The 15255-nt window shown below is 59.1% G+C and carries 18 protein-coding genes; 9 read left to right on the forward strand and 9 right to left on the reverse strand.

Annotated features, from left to right (window positions below; all coding sequences use genetic code 11):
* The first annotated feature begins 102 nt into the window (after positions 1-102).
* The 6 genes from GOX73_RS06845 to GOX73_RS06870 all read left to right on the forward strand — a co-directional run bounded on the left by GOX73_RS06845 (position 103) and on the right by GOX73_RS06870 (position 4502).
* The gene (locus tag GOX73_RS06845; protein WP_171124045.1) at positions 103-534 is read left to right on the forward strand and encodes a hypothetical protein; all 432 of its coding nucleotides are present in this window, start codon (positions 103-105) and stop codon (positions 532-534) included.
* The gene (locus GOX73_RS06850) at positions 531-1196 is read left to right on the forward strand and encodes a MotA/TolQ/ExbB proton channel family protein (protein ID WP_171123149.1); all 666 of its coding nucleotides are present in this window, start codon (positions 531-533) and stop codon (positions 1194-1196) included. The genes GOX73_RS06845 and GOX73_RS06850 overlap by 4 nt, the downstream gene beginning before the upstream one ends.
* Before the next feature lie 31 nt (positions 1197-1227).
* The gene (locus GOX73_RS06855; protein ID WP_171124047.1) at positions 1228-1554 is read left to right on the forward strand and encodes a biopolymer transporter ExbD; all 327 of its coding nucleotides are present in this window, start codon (positions 1228-1230) and stop codon (positions 1552-1554) included.
* Entirely contained in the window at positions 1551-1928 is a 378-nt protein-coding gene (locus tag GOX73_RS06860) for a biopolymer transporter ExbD (RefSeq protein ID WP_171123145.1), read from the forward strand. Before GOX73_RS06855 ends, GOX73_RS06860 begins: the two co-directional genes overlap by 4 nt.
* On the forward strand, positions 1925-3055 hold the full coding sequence (locus tag GOX73_RS06865; RefSeq protein ID WP_171124050.1) for an energy transducer TonB: 1131 nt from the start codon (positions 1925-1927) through the stop codon (positions 3053-3055). The genes GOX73_RS06860 and GOX73_RS06865 overlap by 4 nt, the downstream gene beginning before the upstream one ends.
* Positions 3056-3473: 418 nt before the next feature.
* The gene (locus tag GOX73_RS06870) at positions 3474-4502 is read left to right on the forward strand and encodes a porin (RefSeq protein ID WP_171123141.1); all 1029 of its coding nucleotides are present in this window, start codon (positions 3474-3476) and stop codon (positions 4500-4502) included.
* 64 nt (positions 4503-4566) lie between these two features.
* Here GOX73_RS06870 and GOX73_RS06875 read toward each other — a convergent pair whose 3' ends face one another.
* Genes GOX73_RS06875 through GOX73_RS06895 form a run of 5 tightly spaced genes read right to left on the reverse strand, consistent with a single transcriptional unit; the run spans position 4567 to position 8773 of the window.
* Positions 4567-5109 (reverse strand): DUF3833 domain-containing protein, encoded by a 543-nt coding sequence (locus GOX73_RS06875; RefSeq protein ID WP_171124052.1) that lies wholly within the window; start codon positions 5107-5109, stop codon positions 4567-4569.
* Positions 5106-5723, reverse strand: coding sequence for a DUF3833 domain-containing protein (locus tag GOX73_RS06880; protein WP_171124054.1), 618 nt, complete (start codon positions 5721-5723; stop codon positions 5106-5108). Before GOX73_RS06880 ends, GOX73_RS06875 begins: the two co-directional genes overlap by 4 nt.
* Positions 5720-6943: an MFS transporter gene (locus GOX73_RS06885; protein ID WP_171124056.1), complete on the reverse strand. Its 1224-nt coding sequence runs from the start codon at positions 6941-6943 to the stop codon at positions 5720-5722. Before GOX73_RS06885 ends, GOX73_RS06880 begins: the two co-directional genes overlap by 4 nt.
* A complete protein-coding gene (locus GOX73_RS06890) occupies positions 6943-7488 on the reverse strand; it encodes a hypothetical protein (protein ID WP_171134832.1) in 546 nt (181 codons plus the stop codon). The genes GOX73_RS06885 and GOX73_RS06890 overlap by 1 nt, the downstream gene beginning before the upstream one ends.
* On the reverse strand, positions 7439-8773 hold the full coding sequence (locus GOX73_RS06895; RefSeq protein ID WP_171134833.1) for an NAD(P)/FAD-dependent oxidoreductase: 1335 nt from the start codon (positions 8771-8773) through the stop codon (positions 7439-7441). The genes GOX73_RS06890 and GOX73_RS06895 overlap by 50 nt, the downstream gene beginning before the upstream one ends.
* A 191-nt stretch (positions 8774-8964) precedes the next feature.
* Here GOX73_RS06895 and GOX73_RS06900 point away from each other — a divergent pair, with 191 nt between their 5' ends.
* Positions 8965-9690, forward strand: coding sequence for an SDR family oxidoreductase (locus GOX73_RS06900; protein WP_171123129.1), 726 nt, complete (start codon positions 8965-8967; stop codon positions 9688-9690).
* A 3-nt stretch (positions 9691-9693) separates the two neighbouring features.
* Here the strand turns inward: GOX73_RS06900 and GOX73_RS06905 are convergent, their stop codons facing one another.
* Together GOX73_RS06905 and GOX73_RS06910 are read right to left on the reverse strand one after the other, a co-directional pair.
* The gene (locus tag GOX73_RS06905) at positions 9694-11346 is read right to left on the reverse strand and encodes a DUF6504 family protein (protein ID WP_171124059.1); all 1653 of its coding nucleotides are present in this window, start codon (positions 11344-11346) and stop codon (positions 9694-9696) included.
* 61 nt (positions 11347-11407) lie between these two features.
* A complete protein-coding gene (locus GOX73_RS06910) occupies positions 11408-11695 on the reverse strand; it encodes an I78 family peptidase inhibitor (RefSeq protein WP_171124060.1) in 288 nt (95 codons plus the stop codon).
* 130 nt (positions 11696-11825) lie between these two features.
* Here GOX73_RS06910 and GOX73_RS06915 point away from each other — a divergent pair, with 130 nt between their 5' ends.
* The gene (locus tag GOX73_RS06915) at positions 11826-12938 is read left to right on the forward strand and encodes an S-(hydroxymethyl)glutathione dehydrogenase/class III alcohol dehydrogenase (protein WP_171124061.1); all 1113 of its coding nucleotides are present in this window, start codon (positions 11826-11828) and stop codon (positions 12936-12938) included.
* A 95-nt stretch (positions 12939-13033) separates the two neighbouring features.
* Positions 13034-13759, forward strand: a complete 726-nt coding sequence (locus GOX73_RS06920; protein WP_171124062.1) for an NYN domain-containing protein — start codon at positions 13034-13036, stop codon at positions 13757-13759.
* Positions 13760-13769: 10 nt separating this feature from the next.
* On the opposite strand, the gene GOX73_RS06925 is transcribed toward GOX73_RS06920, so the two are convergent.
* Together GOX73_RS06925 and GOX73_RS06930 are read right to left on the reverse strand one after the other, a co-directional pair.
* The gene (locus tag GOX73_RS06925) at positions 13770-14708 is read right to left on the reverse strand and encodes a DMT family transporter (protein ID WP_171123119.1); all 939 of its coding nucleotides are present in this window, start codon (positions 14706-14708) and stop codon (positions 13770-13772) included.
* A 107-nt stretch (positions 14709-14815) separates the two neighbouring features.
* Entirely contained in the window at positions 14816-15229 is a 414-nt protein-coding gene (locus GOX73_RS06930) for a group III truncated hemoglobin (RefSeq protein ID WP_171124063.1), read from the reverse strand.
* Positions 15230-15255 lie beyond the last annotated feature (26 nt).

The raw sequence follows: 15255 nt of genomic DNA on the forward strand, positions 1-15255 counted from the left end.
CGGTGACCCTTTCGTGCCCTAACTTTCTTGGATATGACGGTTACAGCGCCCGTCAGACATGCCGGTTGCTGATGACTGCGTCGAACAATTGGGAGCGCGCAAATGAAGTTTCGCCGTGTGGTGCTTGCCGCGATGTTCGTTTCACTACCACTTGCAGCAGCAGCGCAGTCCGAGGGCGCGGACCAGACCGGGCTGTTGCTGGAACTGAACACCCTTCAGGATGTCGAAGGGGCCTGCCGATTGACGTTCCTGATTGACAACAAGACCGGTTCCGAAATTGACGCCGCAAGTTTCGAAACGGTGATTTTCGATGCTTCGGGCAGCGTGGTCAGCCTGTCGCTGTTCAACTTTCGCGATCTGCCCGCGGGTCGGCCGCGCGTGCGTCAGTTCGATTTGCCGGGCATGACATGCGCGGGGGTGGGTCGGGCGTTGATTAACGGTGCAAACACCTGCGTTGTTGCAGGCGCGGACAGTCAATTATGCGATGACACGCTGAAACTGAACAGCCGGACAGAAGTGGAGTTACTTGGATGAGCCCGCTGGACGCATTGCGCGAAATTCTGGCCCTTGGCGGGCCGGTTGTCGGAATTCTCATCGCAATGTCCGTTGTGACACTTGCAGTGACGCTCTACAAACTCTGGCAGTTTGCTGTGTCGGGCGTTGGGCGGCACCGTGTTCTGTCTCAGGCGCTTGCGGCATGGGATGACGGTGATGTCCGGCGCGCGCGTGCGCGATTGGCCGAGAGCCGCAGCTATCTTGCTCCGCTTGTTGGGGTTGCTATGGACGCGCCGGACACGCCGGGGCTGGATCAACGGCTGGACGCAGAGGCGGGGCTGGCGCTGGCAGGTTTGGAGCGAGGGTTCCGGCTGTTGGACACCGTGGCCCAGCTTGCGCCTTTGCTGGGTCTGTTCGGCACTGTGCTTGGCATGATCGAAGCCTTCCGCAGCCTTCAGTCCGCAGGCTCAACGGTTGATCCGTCCTTACTGGCTGGTGGTATCTGGGTTGCGCTGATCACGACGGCCGTTGGTCTCGCTGTTGCCATGCCGACCTCGATGGTTCTGTCCTGGTTCGAAAGCCGTACGGCGCGTGAACGGGTTTTCGCGGACAAGGCGCTGCGCACGGTGCTGGTGCCGGGTCAGGGTATTCCCGGCCCGGTTGATACCTCTGCGACAGCCGTCGCGCCCGAGCATGCGTAACCCTGCACCGTTCGTCAGGCGAAGATTGTCGATGACCCCGCTCATCGACGTTATCTTTCTGTTGCTTCTGTTTTTCATGCTGTCATCAACATTCGCCAAGTACGGCGAGATCGAGCTGAGCAATGCGACAGGTGGAGGCGCGGCCTCAGAAACCCCGGCAGAGCGGCATTTTGTGCAGCTTGGAACCGAGCGGCTTGATCTGAACGGTGCGCCGATCACGCTGGATGAGCTGGGTAATCAGCTTGAAACCGGGCAAGTTCTTGTCAGCCTCGATCCCGATACGACGTCGCAGCGTCTGGTTGACCTGTTGGTCCGGCTGCGTGGGCGTGACGAGCTCAACGTATTGGTGTTGGAATGATCCGGTCGATGCGTCCCCACCGCAAACGCGATTCCACCATCGCGCTGATCAACGTCGTTTTCCTGATGCTGATCTTTTTCCTGATCACGGGAACCGTGGCGCCTCCGTTGGATCCTGATCTGGATCTTGTCGACACATCGGATCTTGAAGGTCGCGAACCGCCCGATGCCCTGATCCTGCATGAGGATGGCCGCATCAGTTTTCGAGGCCAGACGACCGACGCTCAAGCCTATATGGAGGGTCGCGAACCCGGCGCGGTCCGGATCGTTCCCGATCGCGCAGCGCCCGCCCCCCGACTGATCGAGGTTACGGGCGAATTGCGCAGGCTGGGCGCGACATCGGTTTATGTTGTCACCGAGAAGGCGCTGGAATGATCCGGGGGTCGGTCGTCATAGCGGCTGTGGCCATTCTTGTATCGCTGTTTATTCATGTGATGGGCCTGACGTTCACGGCCCCAAGCCTGTCGGAACAACCAACTAATGAAAGCCCGGCGGACTCCGTGGCGCTGGGCAACACGTTCGAAGACCTTGCCGAAGTGATTGCCGAACCAGTTGAGCCAGAACCGCCCGAAGCGCCTGAACCGCCGGTCGAAGCGCCGGAAGAACCGCCCGAGGTGCCCGTCAGCGAGGCGCTTGTTGCGTCTGACAACCCGCAGGTGACACCCTCGCCGGATTTAGGGGATGCAGAGGTCGTACAACCGATTGCGACCGAGCCCGTTGAACCGGATGTAGCTGAGACCGAGAATACGTCAGAAGGTGACGACGCCGCTAGTCAGGAGGTGGACGAGACGCCACCGGTTGAGCCGTCCGAGGTTGTTGAAACGCCCGAAGGTGCGCCTGACGCGGTTGCAACACAGGTTGAACCCGTGGAGCCAGAGCCGCAACAGCTTGCCGCACTTCCATCACCCGAAGTCGCGCCTGTCCTCGAAGTGTCGCCTGTCCCAGTGGTGCCGCTGGAAAACGAAGCCGTTGAGCCCGATCTGCCGACGCCTGCTGAATCCCCGGACGACACCGACGAAACCTCAGACCTTGCGGTGACGTCTTCGATACGCCCGCAGCGACCAGAGCGCACGCCCACCCCGCAAAGACAGGGGATTCAGCGGGGCGCGCGAGATTTCAGTGCGCTGCAGTTCCCGTCGCAGGAGGTAGAGTCGCCACTGACCACTTACCGGCGCAGGGGGATAGACGCGTTCACTTCGGGCAATACCGGCAGTCGCTCTGGCGGGCGCGGACCGGGGAACTCGAACACGACCAATTACGCGGGCCGGGTGCTGGTACATCTAAACCGCGCGCCGGTGGTGTTTGTGTCTGCGCGCGGCTTTGCGCAGGTGTTTTTCCAGATCAACCCGGATGGATCGCTGGCTTGGGTTGATGTCGTGGACAGCTCCGGATCGCCCGAAGTGGACCGCGCAGCCAGAGCGCAGGTGCGGGCGGCCTCGCCCTTCCCGCCGCCGCCGGGTGGGGTAAGCCGAAAACTCTCGTTCTTCTATACAAGCAATTGAAGGATCCCACATGTGGGCTGATTGCACAGCCGGGCGTGCGACTTGCGCCGATTCGGGCCCTTCACCAATGCCTGTTCGAGCAGGATTCTCTTGCTGGACTGCTCGAATTAGGTAAAAATTTCAAATGCTTGAAGAACTTACAATTTCAGCCGACGGTACACTTGCCCAGATTTAAAGGGGTGGTTTTGTATTTTTGTGTTCAAATTTTTGTAACGATTCCGGTGACGACCCTGAACCACCTGTAAACACACGCAAAATGGTTTTGTGTTTCGAAAAAAATGTTGTGCAAACATGCAACAGAATTCCGCGCTCTCAATTTGAAATGCTGCGGACCCATTGTGCACGTAGGGATTTTCTTTGAAGACGCGGCCAGCCGCAATTTTGTGGCTACACTCCTCTCAAAACTTATGGATAAACCATGAAAAAAGTACTCTTTGCATCGACCGCACTGCTTGCGACCGCAAGCGTTGCTGCGGCTGAAATTCGGTTCAGTGGTTACGGCCGTTTTGGTGTTGGCTACCAAGAAGACCGCACCGGCACGGTTGCGAACTTCACCACCACCGCTAGCGGCGACATCGTTCGTGGAACCGGCACCACCGCCAGCGCTACCGTCGACACCGACAACACCATCCTGGTCTCGCGCTTCCGTCTGAACATCGACGCAAACGTCGAAACCGACAGCGGCGTTGAATTCCAGGGCCGCGTTCGTCTGCAAGCTGACGACGACTCGGGCAATGGCGAGCAAAACGAAGCCGGTCTGAACGGCGCACGTTTCTCGGTCATCTACAGCGGTCTGCGCGTTGACGCCGGCAACGTTTCGGGTTCGTTCGACAACCTGGGTGACTACTTCGGTACCGAGCCGGGCCTGGAACAGTTCCTGGGTCAGTACTCGGGCGTCAACTACTCGTTCCTCGAGTACAGCTCGACCGGTTCGGGCGCAAACGGCGTGTTCTTCCAGTACGCAGTTGGCGACCTGTCGTTCGGTGCTTCGTATGACCAGCGTACCCTGGCTTTGGCGGGTCAACCCCAAGACGCGGACCGTTGGGACATCTTCGCAAGCTACGTCTTCAACAACATCACCGCATCGCTGGCCTATGGTCAAACGGATCTGGTTGACGGCGAAGACCAAAGCCTGACCGTCTTCACGCTGGGCGCTGAACTGGGCGACTTCTACGGCACCCTGTTCGTTGCAGACGATGACGTCATCGACGACGCGGAAAACGGCACCGCCTACGGTTTCTCGGTTTCTTACGACCTGGGCGCAGCAACTACCCTGCAGCTGGTTTACGGCGACGGTTCGGCTGACGACGACACCCGCAACATCGGTGTTGGCGCCATCTACGACCTGGGCGGCGGTGCATCGCTGCGCGGCGCAGTCGGCGAGATCAAGGACGGTGACGACGATGGTCGCATCCGTGCTGACTTCGGTGCTCAGTTCAACTTCTAAGTTGACCTGAACCATCAAGGTTCAAGGGCGGGTCGTCTGACCCGCCCTTTCTTGTTTCAGCTTTCTACTTCTTTTCGAAAAATAGAATGACTTCGCCCAACCGGACACCGTACCGCGAGACATAGGCGCGGTTCAGCAGGCGATCGTCTGACAGCAGCCACATCCAGTCATCGAAATTGACCCGCATCGTGCCATCCTTGACGGGCAGGTCGATCTTGTATTTCCAGTTGAACGTGTCTCCGCGCTCTACTCCGCTGGCGGTTCCAAGAACGCCGGGCGCGGTACCGGTCCAGGTGTCCTCACCCGTTTTGGCCAGCGTCCAGATCCGCTGTTCCTTGGCACCATCATCATAGACGAAATCCTCAACCAGCGTCAGGGTTTCGCCGTCCCATGTGCCTTCGATTTCGACGGCGAACCGACGCGGGACGTTGCCCAGAATGTCCTGAAACTGACCATAGGCGACGGTCTTGCCTTCAAAGAACTCTTCAAGGTTCAACTGGCGATCAGACAAGAAGGTTTTGGGCACGCGCGGTTTGGCCGAGCAGGATGCCAGAACGGTCACACCGACAATCGCAATCGCCCAGATCAGAAAACGCCGCCAGTTCATTGAACCGTCCTCGTTTCTGTTGTGCTGTCATAGCCATTCGCGCCGTTCAGATGGGCGGCCTTTGTTTCCGGTGCAGGGCGCATCGTTGCAACCAGTTCAGCGACCTTGATGCCGAATTTGCGCATCTCGGACCTGTTCATGATCACCCCGTTTTCGGTCAGGTACATCCAGTCGGTAACATCCAGCGTATGCCCTCCGGCGTCTTCAGGCAGGATGATGCGATAGGTCAGTTTGACGGTCGCACCCGAAATCGTACCCTTCCCTTCGCCCACGATGTCATCCGCAGTCGCAATGAAGGTGTTCCCCGTGCCCAGTGTCAGATACCATTTGCGGGTCATTTCCTTGCCGTTGGAATAGGTAAAGTACTCGGCCAGCGTTCCGGTGTTCCCGTCCCATTCCCCAACCATGCGGGCGACAAAGCTGTTCGACATCTTGCCGTTGGGTCCATAGATCAGCCCCTCGGACAGGATTTCACCGTTCAGCGCCTCTTTCATTTTGAATTCGGGTCCTGTCCCGGCATAGTCCGCAGGCGATTGCGCGCGAAAACTCAGAAGGCGGCCTCTGGCGACAAGAATGGCGAGGATGGCGAGTAGAAGGGTTACGACAAGGTTCATTTGGCTGATACCTCAGTTGGCAGCGTCAGGACCATTCCGAACGCGCCGAGTTTCAGGGTGCAGGGCAAAACGGCATAGGCGAGGTTAAGCGTCTGCAACGCCGCCGCCGAATTGGTTTGTCCCGGTGTAAAGCCGCTGCGTTCCAGCAACGGCAGAGTGAAGAAGGCCGCGAGAGCAAGGCCCAGCTTGCCTGCGAAGGACCAGATACCAAACGCAGCCGACGCGTTCAGACCGGCACGGGTCAGGGCGACCGAAAACATTGCGGGCAGCACGACCATGTCCGCACCCAACGCCGCACCTGAAGCCAGACAGATCAGGGCGAACCCGGTCAGGTTTCCGGCGGATAATGTGGCTGCGCCGATAAACCCCGCAATCGCCAGCGGCATCGCGATCATCAGAGTCTGTTTCGGCCCAATTCGATTGCTAAGGCGTGCCCACAAGGGAACGCTCGCCCCGGCGCTGAGGAAGAACAGGATCAGCAGAGGACCGGCCATTCCGGGCAGTTGCAGACGGTCTTCCACAAAAAACAGAAACAGCGTCGATGTTATCGCAACAGGCAAGCTGTTGATCAGCGCCAGCGCCAGCAGACGCAGCGCCCCAGACTGGCCTAACCCAGCAACAGACAATCCCTGACCGGTGATCGGGGTGCGCTGCCAGATAGGAAAGGTCAAGATCAGCGTGACGATGGCTAGAACGCCCAGAAACAGTCCAAAGGCAGGATAGCCCTGAGCGCCCGCGCCAAAGGCCACAAACAGGGCGGGTGCGCTTGCGGCAAGAACGACTCCGGCCAATTGCCCGCCTTCGCGATAAGCCGCAAGGGTCATAAGCTCTTTGGCCTCGGGGTGTTTCGCCAGCGTGGCGCTGCGGCCGTACAGCAGGATTGTCCCAAGGCTGTAGGCGGAAAAGAGAAGTATTAAAACAGACACTAACACGGACAGTTTTGCCCCATCGGGCAACGAAAACAATAGTGGAAACCCAACGGCGAGGCCAAGTGCGGCCAGTGTCGCGAACAGTGCCTGCGCCCTTGGCCAGCGATCTATGGCCCAGCCGATCAACGGATCTTGGATCAGGTCCACCAGACGGATCAACAAAAGCACGGTTCCGATGACCCCCAGCCCAATACCAAGATTGACGGCAGCAAAACGTGGCAAGTGAATATAGAGCGGAATACCCGCCGCAGCGAGCATCAGCGCATAGAGACTGACGCGCGGGTACAGCATCACTGCCCCTTCAACTGACGGGTAAAGCTGGCGCTCCGTGTGTCTGTGCCAAGGAAAATGGACATGAAGGCCCGTTTTGCGCCGGGATAGGACAGCGTGCAGGTCTTTTGTCCGTTGCGCCAAAACCCGACCTTGTTGGGGCCTTCTGATATCGCGATATAGCTATCGCCCTTGCCGACCGCCTTATAGCAACCCTCAAGCGCGCTTTGCGACGGTGCTGGATTCCCTTGCCGCGCCATCTCCTCCAACGTGGACTCGACCAGAGCCTTTTGCTTGAGGGTCTTCCGGTAGGTCAGCTTGAGGCCAAAATCGGCGTCCCAACTGAACGCCGCGCCGTTCGGAGTGAAAAGCTGCGCGTCATAAACCGGTATGCCCAGAAACCGAAAGGTTGCGCTGCCGACCTGCTGCGGGTTGGACAGGTTTTGCGAGATCGGAGAGGCCGCCAGCCCCCCCGGTATCAGTACCGTAAGGGATACCAGTGCAGCGCAGCAGGTATCACAGATCCGCTGAGACAGGGATGGCCGGATCTTTTGCAAGAATGCCATTTTCCGCTCCGAGGGTTTGCGGGGCGCCGTTCAAAAGCCCGACGACATGCATCGCGCTGGCGATCCCGTCTTCGTGAAAACCGTGCCGGTTGTAAGCACCGGCAAACCAGGTTCGGTTCTGTCCCTGCATCTCGCGGATTTGCCCTTGTGCCTTTAGGGCTGCCTTGTCGAATACCGGGTGGGCGAACTCGACCTGGTCATAAATTTTATCCGCAGGAATGTCTGAACCCGCGTTCAGCGATACAAACAATGGATCGCTGTCGGGGATGTTCTGCAAACGGTTCATCCAATAGGTCACGCCCACGTTTCCAGCTTGCGAGCGATAGGTCCAACTGGACCAGCACGCGCGTCTCCGGGGCATCTGGCGGGGGTCGCAATGCAGGATCGCGGTGTTCGGCTGATATCGGATCGCGCCCAGAGCGTCCCTTTCGTCAGGTGTCGCACTATCGCCGAGGATGGCCAGAGATTGATCGGAGTGGGTGGCCAGAATGATTTCATCGAACTGGTCGATATGTCCTTGGCTGTGAACAGTGACACCGGCCGCGTCGCGCTGCACGTGATCGACAGGGGCGGCCAGACGGATGTCGCAGCCGCGCCCGCGCAGGGCGGCGTCGATGCGGCGGACATATTCGATACTGCCGCCTTTGACCGTGTACCACTGATGCTGTTTGGCGCGTCCGCTGGCCAAAAGCGCGTGGTTGCGGAAAAACTGAACCAGAGATCGAGCCGGGAATTGATCCACGAACTCGACCGGGGTTGACCAGATCGCACCACACATCGGCATCAGGTAATTATGGCGGAACCAGTGACCAAGACGCAGTTGGTCGACCAATTCACCGATGGTGGTGTCATCATCCTGCGCCGCAATAGGGGCCTCTTTGCCGAACCGCAGGATGTCCGCGATCATCTTGTAATATGCCGGACGCGCCAGATTGCGTTTCTGGGCTGTCAATGTACGCAGATTGTTCAGGCCGTATTCGATGCGGCCATTGTCGATTGTCGCGCCAAAACTCATTTCCGATTTGATGACGGGGACATTCAGCTCATCGAACAGTTTTGTCAGATAGGGGTAGGTCACATAGTTGAAGACGATGAAACCGGTATCCACCGGCTGATCGCCATTCTTGCCCGCCATTACCGTTCTGGCGTGGCCACCCAGTCTGGGTTCGGCCTCAAAGACGGTCACGTCGTTATTTTCTGAAAGGTAGTAAGCTGCGGAGAGACCTGAGATTCCTGCGCCAATTACTGCGATTTTTTTCCGGACGCCCCGGGATTCGTCGAACATTCAAGCCTCGTTATGTGACATTTTACAATAAGATACGCAGAAAGGGCCGGGGTGGATCAATCGGGTTATGAGAATTTCAGCAATGAATATTGCCAGATCTTTAGGCATTGAGGCCTGTTTCCGGTCCCGGCGCGTGATCCATTGCCTTGGCGTGGCCGTAAAAGCATCACACGAAACGAAACGGTCGTCGCATGAGCAGCTTTGAAGGAAAAACCTATTGGATTATCGGCGCAAGCGAGGGCTTGGGGCGCGCTCTGGCCGACGCGCTTAACCATCAGGGGGCGCACCTGATCCTGTCCGCGCGCAATGCCGATCGTCTGAACGAAATCTGCGCAACGCTTCCCAATGCTCGGTCCATACCGATGGATGTGACCGATTTAGACTCAGTTCGTGACGCAGTAGCCAAGGCCGGGCCTGTTGATGGGCTGGTCTATAATGCGGGCGCTTATGATCCGATGCGTAGTGCTGACTGGAACACCGAAGCGGCCCTGGCCATGAGCGATGTCAACTATCTGGGTGCCATTCGCGTGTTGGGGGAAACAGTTCCGGGATTTGTTCAAGCCGGTCGCGGTGAAATTACCTTGATCGGGTCCCTGGCGGGGTATCATGGTCTGCCAGCCGCTATCGGGTATGGGGCAAGCAAGGCGGCGTTGATTTCATTGGCGGAAACCATGCGACACGATCTGGCTGGAACTGGCGTGACCGTGCGGATCGTCAATCCGGGCTTCATCAAAACCCGCCTGACCGAGAAGAACAGTTTCAAGATGCCGATGCTGATGACGCCCGAGGATGCCGCGAATCGCGTGGTCAAGGCGATGTCGCGGCGTCGGTTCCGTACTGATTTCCCTGCTCCGTTTTCCTGGGTGATCCGATTGATCGACTATCTGCCTGATATTCTTGTCTATCGCGGAAAATAGACTCTAACAAAACTGACCGTGGCAAAACCAACCCGCTGACATGGTGCCGCCATGTCCGTAGAACAGCCAGAGCCGTTCCCCTTGTTCGGTCACCACCACCCAGTAATCGCGCACGCCGCTGCGCCAGTTGGGGTCGTCCAGCCACCATTCCGGCGCGATCCGTTCCGGGCCGGTCGCTTGTGCCAACTGCCAGTCGCGCCCACGCCAGCGAAAGGTGCTGGGCACGTCCGGAGTGTCTGGGGCCATCACCGGTTCGGGTTGCCACATCTGCAAGGGGCGCGGGCGCGGCGGCGCAGGCCAGTCGCGCGCAGCTTCTGACCATGCGGCAGCCAGCACCTGCGCGGTCTTCTCGGGGATGTGCGAGGCCGCAGGGTGCCGTCGTGTGATCGCCTCCAACCCGACCCGTGCGCCCAGTTTACCGATCAGGTCCTCGACGGCGGTGTTGCCCGCTAACCGCTCGCGCACGGCGCGGCGTGCTTCGGCATGGCCGGTCATGGTGCGCGCGTGGATCGGTTCGGTCTGCACCGCTTCAAGCCGCAGCATGTCGATGCCATAACCTGCATCGATCTTATCAATTTTCATCTCTAATAAAGGGCGAATGCGATTTTTGTCATAGGTCGGACGGGCCAGGCCAACCTCGATAACCTCGGCTGCCTGATCCGCGCGATGTGCCTCAAGCCGCAGGGTCCGTACCCCGCGGGCTTTCTCCTCCAGCTTGGAGCAAAGGATGGGCAGAACCCGGTCGATGGCGGCCATCACATCCTCGGTCAGGCCAATCGGGTTGGGCAGGGTCATCCGCACCGCAAAGTGATGTGGCGGGCGGGCGGGTGAGACCGGCTCGGGCGCGCTGCCCATCGCCTGATCCAGCCGTAGCACCAGCCCGCGCCCGAACCGTCGGGCCAGTGAGGCACGCGGTTGCCCCAGCAGGTCGCCGATCCGGCGCAGGCCCAGACGGTTCAACTGCGCCCCCACCTGATCCTCAAGCCGCAGCGCCGCGATGGGCAAGGGGCTGAGCGCGCCATAAGATTGCCCCGGTGCTGCAATCCGCGCGCCTCCACCCAATGCCATCACCTGCGGCGCGGCCCCGCCCTTGGTCCAGTGCCGCCGCTTGGTGGCGCGGGCGCGGGTGGCGCGCGCCTCTTGGCTGATGGCGTCGCCGTTGCGGTCCGATGTAGCCTCTTGCCCGGCATAACGCGCCAGCGCCCAAGCTGCGCCCAGCGTATCGGCGATACCCATCTGCACGCTGAGACCCATATCAGCGCAGTCGGTCTCAATCACGTTCAGCAGCGCCTCTTCCCCACCGAACAGATGCGCGCAGCCCGACAGGTCAACGATCAACCCATCCGGTGCTTCTTCGGCCACCCACGGGCTGAACTTGCCCACCCAACGGCGCAGCGCAGTCAGAAAAGCAGCCTCGGCCGGGACGTTGCGGGGGCGGGTGATCAGGGCGGCGCACATGGCGTGGGCATCACGTACCGGTTGACCGACACGCAACCCGGCGGCCTGCGCCTCATCATTCAGCGAGGTGACAACCTGCATGTTCGACTGTTCGGCCACCACAGCCAAAGGCCCATCCTGCAGCCCCCGCGCGGCGCGGACCAGCCGTTCAGCCCCCAGGCGGGGGAACCAGAGTGAAAGTATTCGGCGTTTGGGCATCGGCAGACATCAAAATGTTCCCACTTTGTTCTTATTCGAGAATCACGCCCCGAGTCCACGCTTACCCGCAGGTCAGACGTTGAATGATCCCTGCGCCATCGACATACACGTTCAGCCGGTCAATGCGGTAATCCTGCGTGGCAATCCCATCGGGCCCCAGGATGCGCGACCGTTCAGGCAATTGCGCCTGAATGGTCGAGACCGGTTGGCCGACGGAATCGGCGAATGTCTCGCCCTGACAAAAGGCCAGATCAACCGGAGAAGCTTCGGGCTGAGTCGCCGCTGTTTCGGTCGCGGGGGTCTCTGCACAGGCTGCCAACAGGACCAGCGCGGGTAAAAATCGATGCATTGGCGTTTCTCCTCGTGACAACGTCGTTACTGCAATATCAAACAATTAGCCAATCTGTCACGAAAGCACAGTTGAAAACACCCTGCAATTGACGCAGGGTCGAGGCATATAAGACAGGGAGACAAGCACAATGCGTACCCGTGCCGCCGTCGCCGTTCAGGCGGGCAAACCTTTGGAAGTGATGGATGTAAACCTTGAAGGCCCCAAAGCGGGCGAGGTTCTGGTCGAGATCAAGGCCACCGGTATCTGCCACACGGATGAATTCACCCTGTCAGGCGCCGACCCCGAGGGGCTGTTCCCCGCGATTCTGGGCCATGAAGGTGCGGGCGTTGTGGTCGAGGTCGGCCCGGGCGTCACCAGCCTGAAGCCGGGCGACCACGTGATCCCGCTCTACACCCCTGAATGCCGCGAGTGTGAATACTGTCTGCACCCCAAGACCAATCTGTGTCAGGCGATCCGCGAAACGCAGGGGCAAGGGTTGATGCCCGATGGTACCTCGCGCTTTTCAACCTTGGACGGCGATCCGATCCTGCACTACATGGGCTGCTCGACCTTCGCCAACCACACGGTTCTGCCCGAAATTGCGCTGGCTAAGGTTCGTGAGGACGCGCCCTTTGATAAGATCTGCTATATCGGCTGCGGCGTGACCACTGGTATCGGCGCTGTCATCAACACCGCCAAGGTGGAAATCGGCAGCCGCGCCATCGTGTTCGGTCTGGGCGGTATAGGTCTGAATGTGATTCAGGGCCTTCGTCTGGCCGGGGCCGATCAGATCGTCGGCGTTGATCTGAACCCTGCCAAGGTGGAAATGGCCACGAAATTTGGCATGACCGATTTCGTGAATCCGGCCGAGGTTGAAGGCGATCTGGTGCCCTATCTGGTCAATCTGACCAAAGGTGGCGCGGATTACACCTTTGATGCTACCGGCAATGTGGGCGTGATGCGCGCCGCACTGGAATCGGCGCACAAGGGCTGGGGTGAATCGATCATTATCGGCGTGGCACCAGCGGGGGCCGAAATCTCGACCCGTCCGTTCCAACTGGTCACCGGGCGCTCGTGGCGCGGCACGGCCTTCGGCGGCGCGCGGGGCCGGACCGACGTGCCCAAGATCGTCGACTGGTATATGGAAGGCAAGATCGAGATTGATCCGATGATCACTCATACGATGGGTCTGGATGATATCAACCAAGGGTTCGACCTGATGCATAAGGGTGAAAGCATCCGATCGGTCGTAATCTACTGAAATAGAAAAAATAAATTCACAGGGCGGGCTTTTGTCCGCCCTTTTTTGTTCTTACATTCATCCTCAAGAATACCATCTCAGGTTGAGGGATTGAATTGACGACACGGAATGCTGACCGCCTTGCGGTTCTGATTGATGCAGACAATGTGCCTGCGAAACATGCGGCAGAGATTTTTGAAGAAATTGCCACATTGGGTGAAGCCAGCTTGCGCCGTATCTACGGTGATTTCTCGAACGGCGCACCGCAAGGCTGGGATGCCAAATCCCTTGCTAAATATGCAATTGTTGCCCATCAGCAATTCGCCAATACGATAGGCAAGAATTCCAGCGATATCGCATTAGTCATCGACGCGATGGATATCCTGCATTCCGAGCGGTTCAGTGGTTTTGTTCTGGTGTCCTCGGACAGTGATTTTACCCGCCTCGCCAATCGCATTCGCGAACAGGGGCTGGACGTGTTTGGAATAGGCGAGCGCAAGGCATCGGAATCGCTGGTCGCAGCCTGCAATCGGTTCATCTATATCGAGAATATCAAGCGGGATACCGCGCCTTGCGTACCCGCAATCAAAGATGGTGAAGCAAAAGGAAAACAGAGCCTAAATCACGCGTTTCAGTTGATACGAAATGTGGTCAATACCACAAACGATCCCGATGGGTGGGCGACTTTGCCCTTTGTGGAACGGCAACTGGGTAAGATTTATCCGGACTTTGATCCGCGCAGTTATGGCTATACCAAGCTGAGCGATTTGGTTCGTGGTCTTGGTCGTTTTGATGAAGCCGACGCTAATGGAAACTTCAGGTTGCGATATTTGGAAAAATAATTGGATCGCGTTACGCCCCCGGCCGCGTCGCCCCCGTATCCGAACGAGGTGACCGCACCCGTAGAACCGGTGTGTTGACCGACGAGGTATTCGCCCGGCTCTCGCGCCAGACGACGAACACACCTGACGCGATAATGATGCTGGCTCCGACCGCGACCCAGCCATCGGGCCGCTCGCCAAAAAAGACCATGCCGAACAGCGTGGCCCAGATGATCTGGCTGTATTGGCTGGGCGCGACGACCCCGGCTGGCGCGGCGCGATAGGCCAGAATGATCAGGTGCTGGGCGATCACTGAAAACACACCAACCAGCGCCATCATCGCCAGATGCAGCAGCGAGGGCGGCAGGTAGACCGCGGGTTGGGCCAGACTCATCACCAAGATGGCCAGAAGCATCGGGTAGAGGATCAGCACCGCCGAGCGTTCCTCATTCCCGATCTTGCGCACCAGAACGGATGCAAAGGCGCTGCAAAACGCGGCTGTCAGGGCGGCAAGATGGCCTATCGTGATGTCCGTCGCCCCGGGGCGCAAAACGATCAGCACGCCGATCAGACCGACGCCAACGGCGGCCCAGCGCTGGGCGCGCACGACCTCTCCCAAAATGGGGATCGACAGGACTGTGACGATCAGCGGGAAGGAAAACAACAACGAGTAGACCTCGGCCAGTGGCAGGACTGAAAAGGCGTAGAACGCGCAGGACATGCCGGTGACCATCAGGGCCGAGCGCAGTAGGACCAGCCACGGGTGGTGCGGCAGGAAATTCCCGGTGGCTCGGTCGGTCAGGATCGTGACTGCCATTGGTACAAACGAGAATAGCGTGGCGAAAAAGATGATCTGCATCACCGAGTAGGTACCACCCAGAACCTTGATCAGCGCGTCGTGGCTGGCAAAGACCGCAAAGCCTGCAAAAGCATAGCCAAGGCCCTTGAGGGTGTTGTTTTGCGTGGTCATCCCGAAGGTCTCGGTAATATGTCAGGTGGGTTGCCTGTTGCTTACCCCTATTTAGCCGAGTCTGGTAGCCTCAATTTTACCGCTAACATCGGTTTTTGGTTGGGGCGCTATCGCAAGATCGGCGGTGCGTCTTTTGGCTGGCGTGCGGACTGAACGCCTGCCTTCATCCCTACGCCGATCCTGCGCGCCAGCGCGACCCATGGGGTGGCGGTTTCAGGCGGCAGGGTCTGGCTGGCGACCTCTTCAAACAGGTCCAGCCAGTGGGCGAACATCTCGGGGCGCACGTCAGGCCGCTCGATATGGACCCGTTGCGGATTACCATCATAGCTGCGCTCAAACAGGATGGCGTTGCGCCAGAAGGCGGCGATCTTGTCCTCATGCGCGGGCCAGTCATGGACGTGCTTGTTGAACACCGGCCCCAGAACGGCATCCTCGCGCACGCGAGCATAGAAGGCGCGGACCTGTGCATTGATCTGGCCCGGTGTCGCGGGGAAGCGCGGGGGCAAGGTGGGTCTGGTCATGGCGGTCTCGGATTTCGACTCTAGAC

The organism is Ruegeria sp. HKCCD7221, from assembly GCF_013031225.1.
GTDB lineage: Bacteria > Pseudomonadota > Alphaproteobacteria > Rhodobacterales > Rhodobacteraceae > Ruegeria.

Bases quoted from the DNA above. Each gene is read 5' to 3' on its own strand.
- GOX73_RS06900 (WP_171123129.1), top strand. From the start codon at position 8,965: ATGAGCAGCTTTGAAGGAAAAACCTATTGGATTATCGGCGCAAGCGAG.
- GOX73_RS06930 (WP_171124063.1), bottom strand. From the start codon at position 15,229: ATGACCAGACCCACCTTGCCCCCGCGCTTCCCCGCGACACCGGGCCAG.
- GOX73_RS06905 (WP_171124059.1), bottom strand. From the start codon at position 11,346: ATGCCCAAACGCCGAATACTTTCACTCTGGTTCCCCCGCCTGGGGGCT.
- GOX73_RS06850 (WP_171123149.1), top strand. From the start codon at position 531: ATGAGCCCGCTGGACGCATTGCGCGAAATTCTGGCCCTTGGCGGGCCG.
- GOX73_RS06845 (WP_171124045.1), top strand. From the start codon at position 103: ATGAAGTTTCGCCGTGTGGTGCTTGCCGCGATGTTCGTTTCACTACCA.
- GOX73_RS06855 (WP_171124047.1), top strand. From the start codon at position 1,228: ATGACCCCGCTCATCGACGTTATCTTTCTGTTGCTTCTGTTTTTCATG.
- GOX73_RS06925 (WP_171123119.1), bottom strand. From the start codon at position 14,708: ATGACCACGCAAAACAACACCCTCAAGGGCCTTGGCTATGCTTTTGCA.
- GOX73_RS06895 (WP_171134833.1), bottom strand. From the start codon at position 8,773: ATGTTCGACGAATCCCGGGGCGTCCGGAAAAAAATCGCAGTAATTGGC.
- GOX73_RS06890 (WP_171134832.1), bottom strand. From the start codon at position 7,488: ATGGCATTCTTGCAAAAGATCCGGCCATCCCTGTCTCAGCGGATCTGT.
- GOX73_RS06870 (WP_171123141.1), top strand. From the start codon at position 3,474: ATGAAAAAAGTACTCTTTGCATCGACCGCACTGCTTGCGACCGCAAGC.
- GOX73_RS06865 (WP_171124050.1), top strand. From the start codon at position 1,925: ATGATCCGGGGGTCGGTCGTCATAGCGGCTGTGGCCATTCTTGTATCG.
- GOX73_RS06910 (WP_171124060.1), bottom strand. From the start codon at position 11,695: ATGCATCGATTTTTACCCGCGCTGGTCCTGTTGGCAGCCTGTGCAGAG.
- GOX73_RS06875 (WP_171124052.1), bottom strand. From the start codon at position 5,109: ATGAACTGGCGGCGTTTTCTGATCTGGGCGATTGCGATTGTCGGTGTG.
- GOX73_RS06915 (WP_171124061.1), top strand. From the start codon at position 11,826: ATGCGTACCCGTGCCGCCGTCGCCGTTCAGGCGGGCAAACCTTTGGAA.
- GOX73_RS06880 (WP_171124054.1), bottom strand. From the start codon at position 5,723: ATGAACCTTGTCGTAACCCTTCTACTCGCCATCCTCGCCATTCTTGTC.
- GOX73_RS06885 (WP_171124056.1), bottom strand. From the start codon at position 6,943: ATGCTGTACCCGCGCGTCAGTCTCTATGCGCTGATGCTCGCTGCGGCG.
- GOX73_RS06860 (WP_171123145.1), top strand. From the start codon at position 1,551: ATGATCCGGTCGATGCGTCCCCACCGCAAACGCGATTCCACCATCGCG.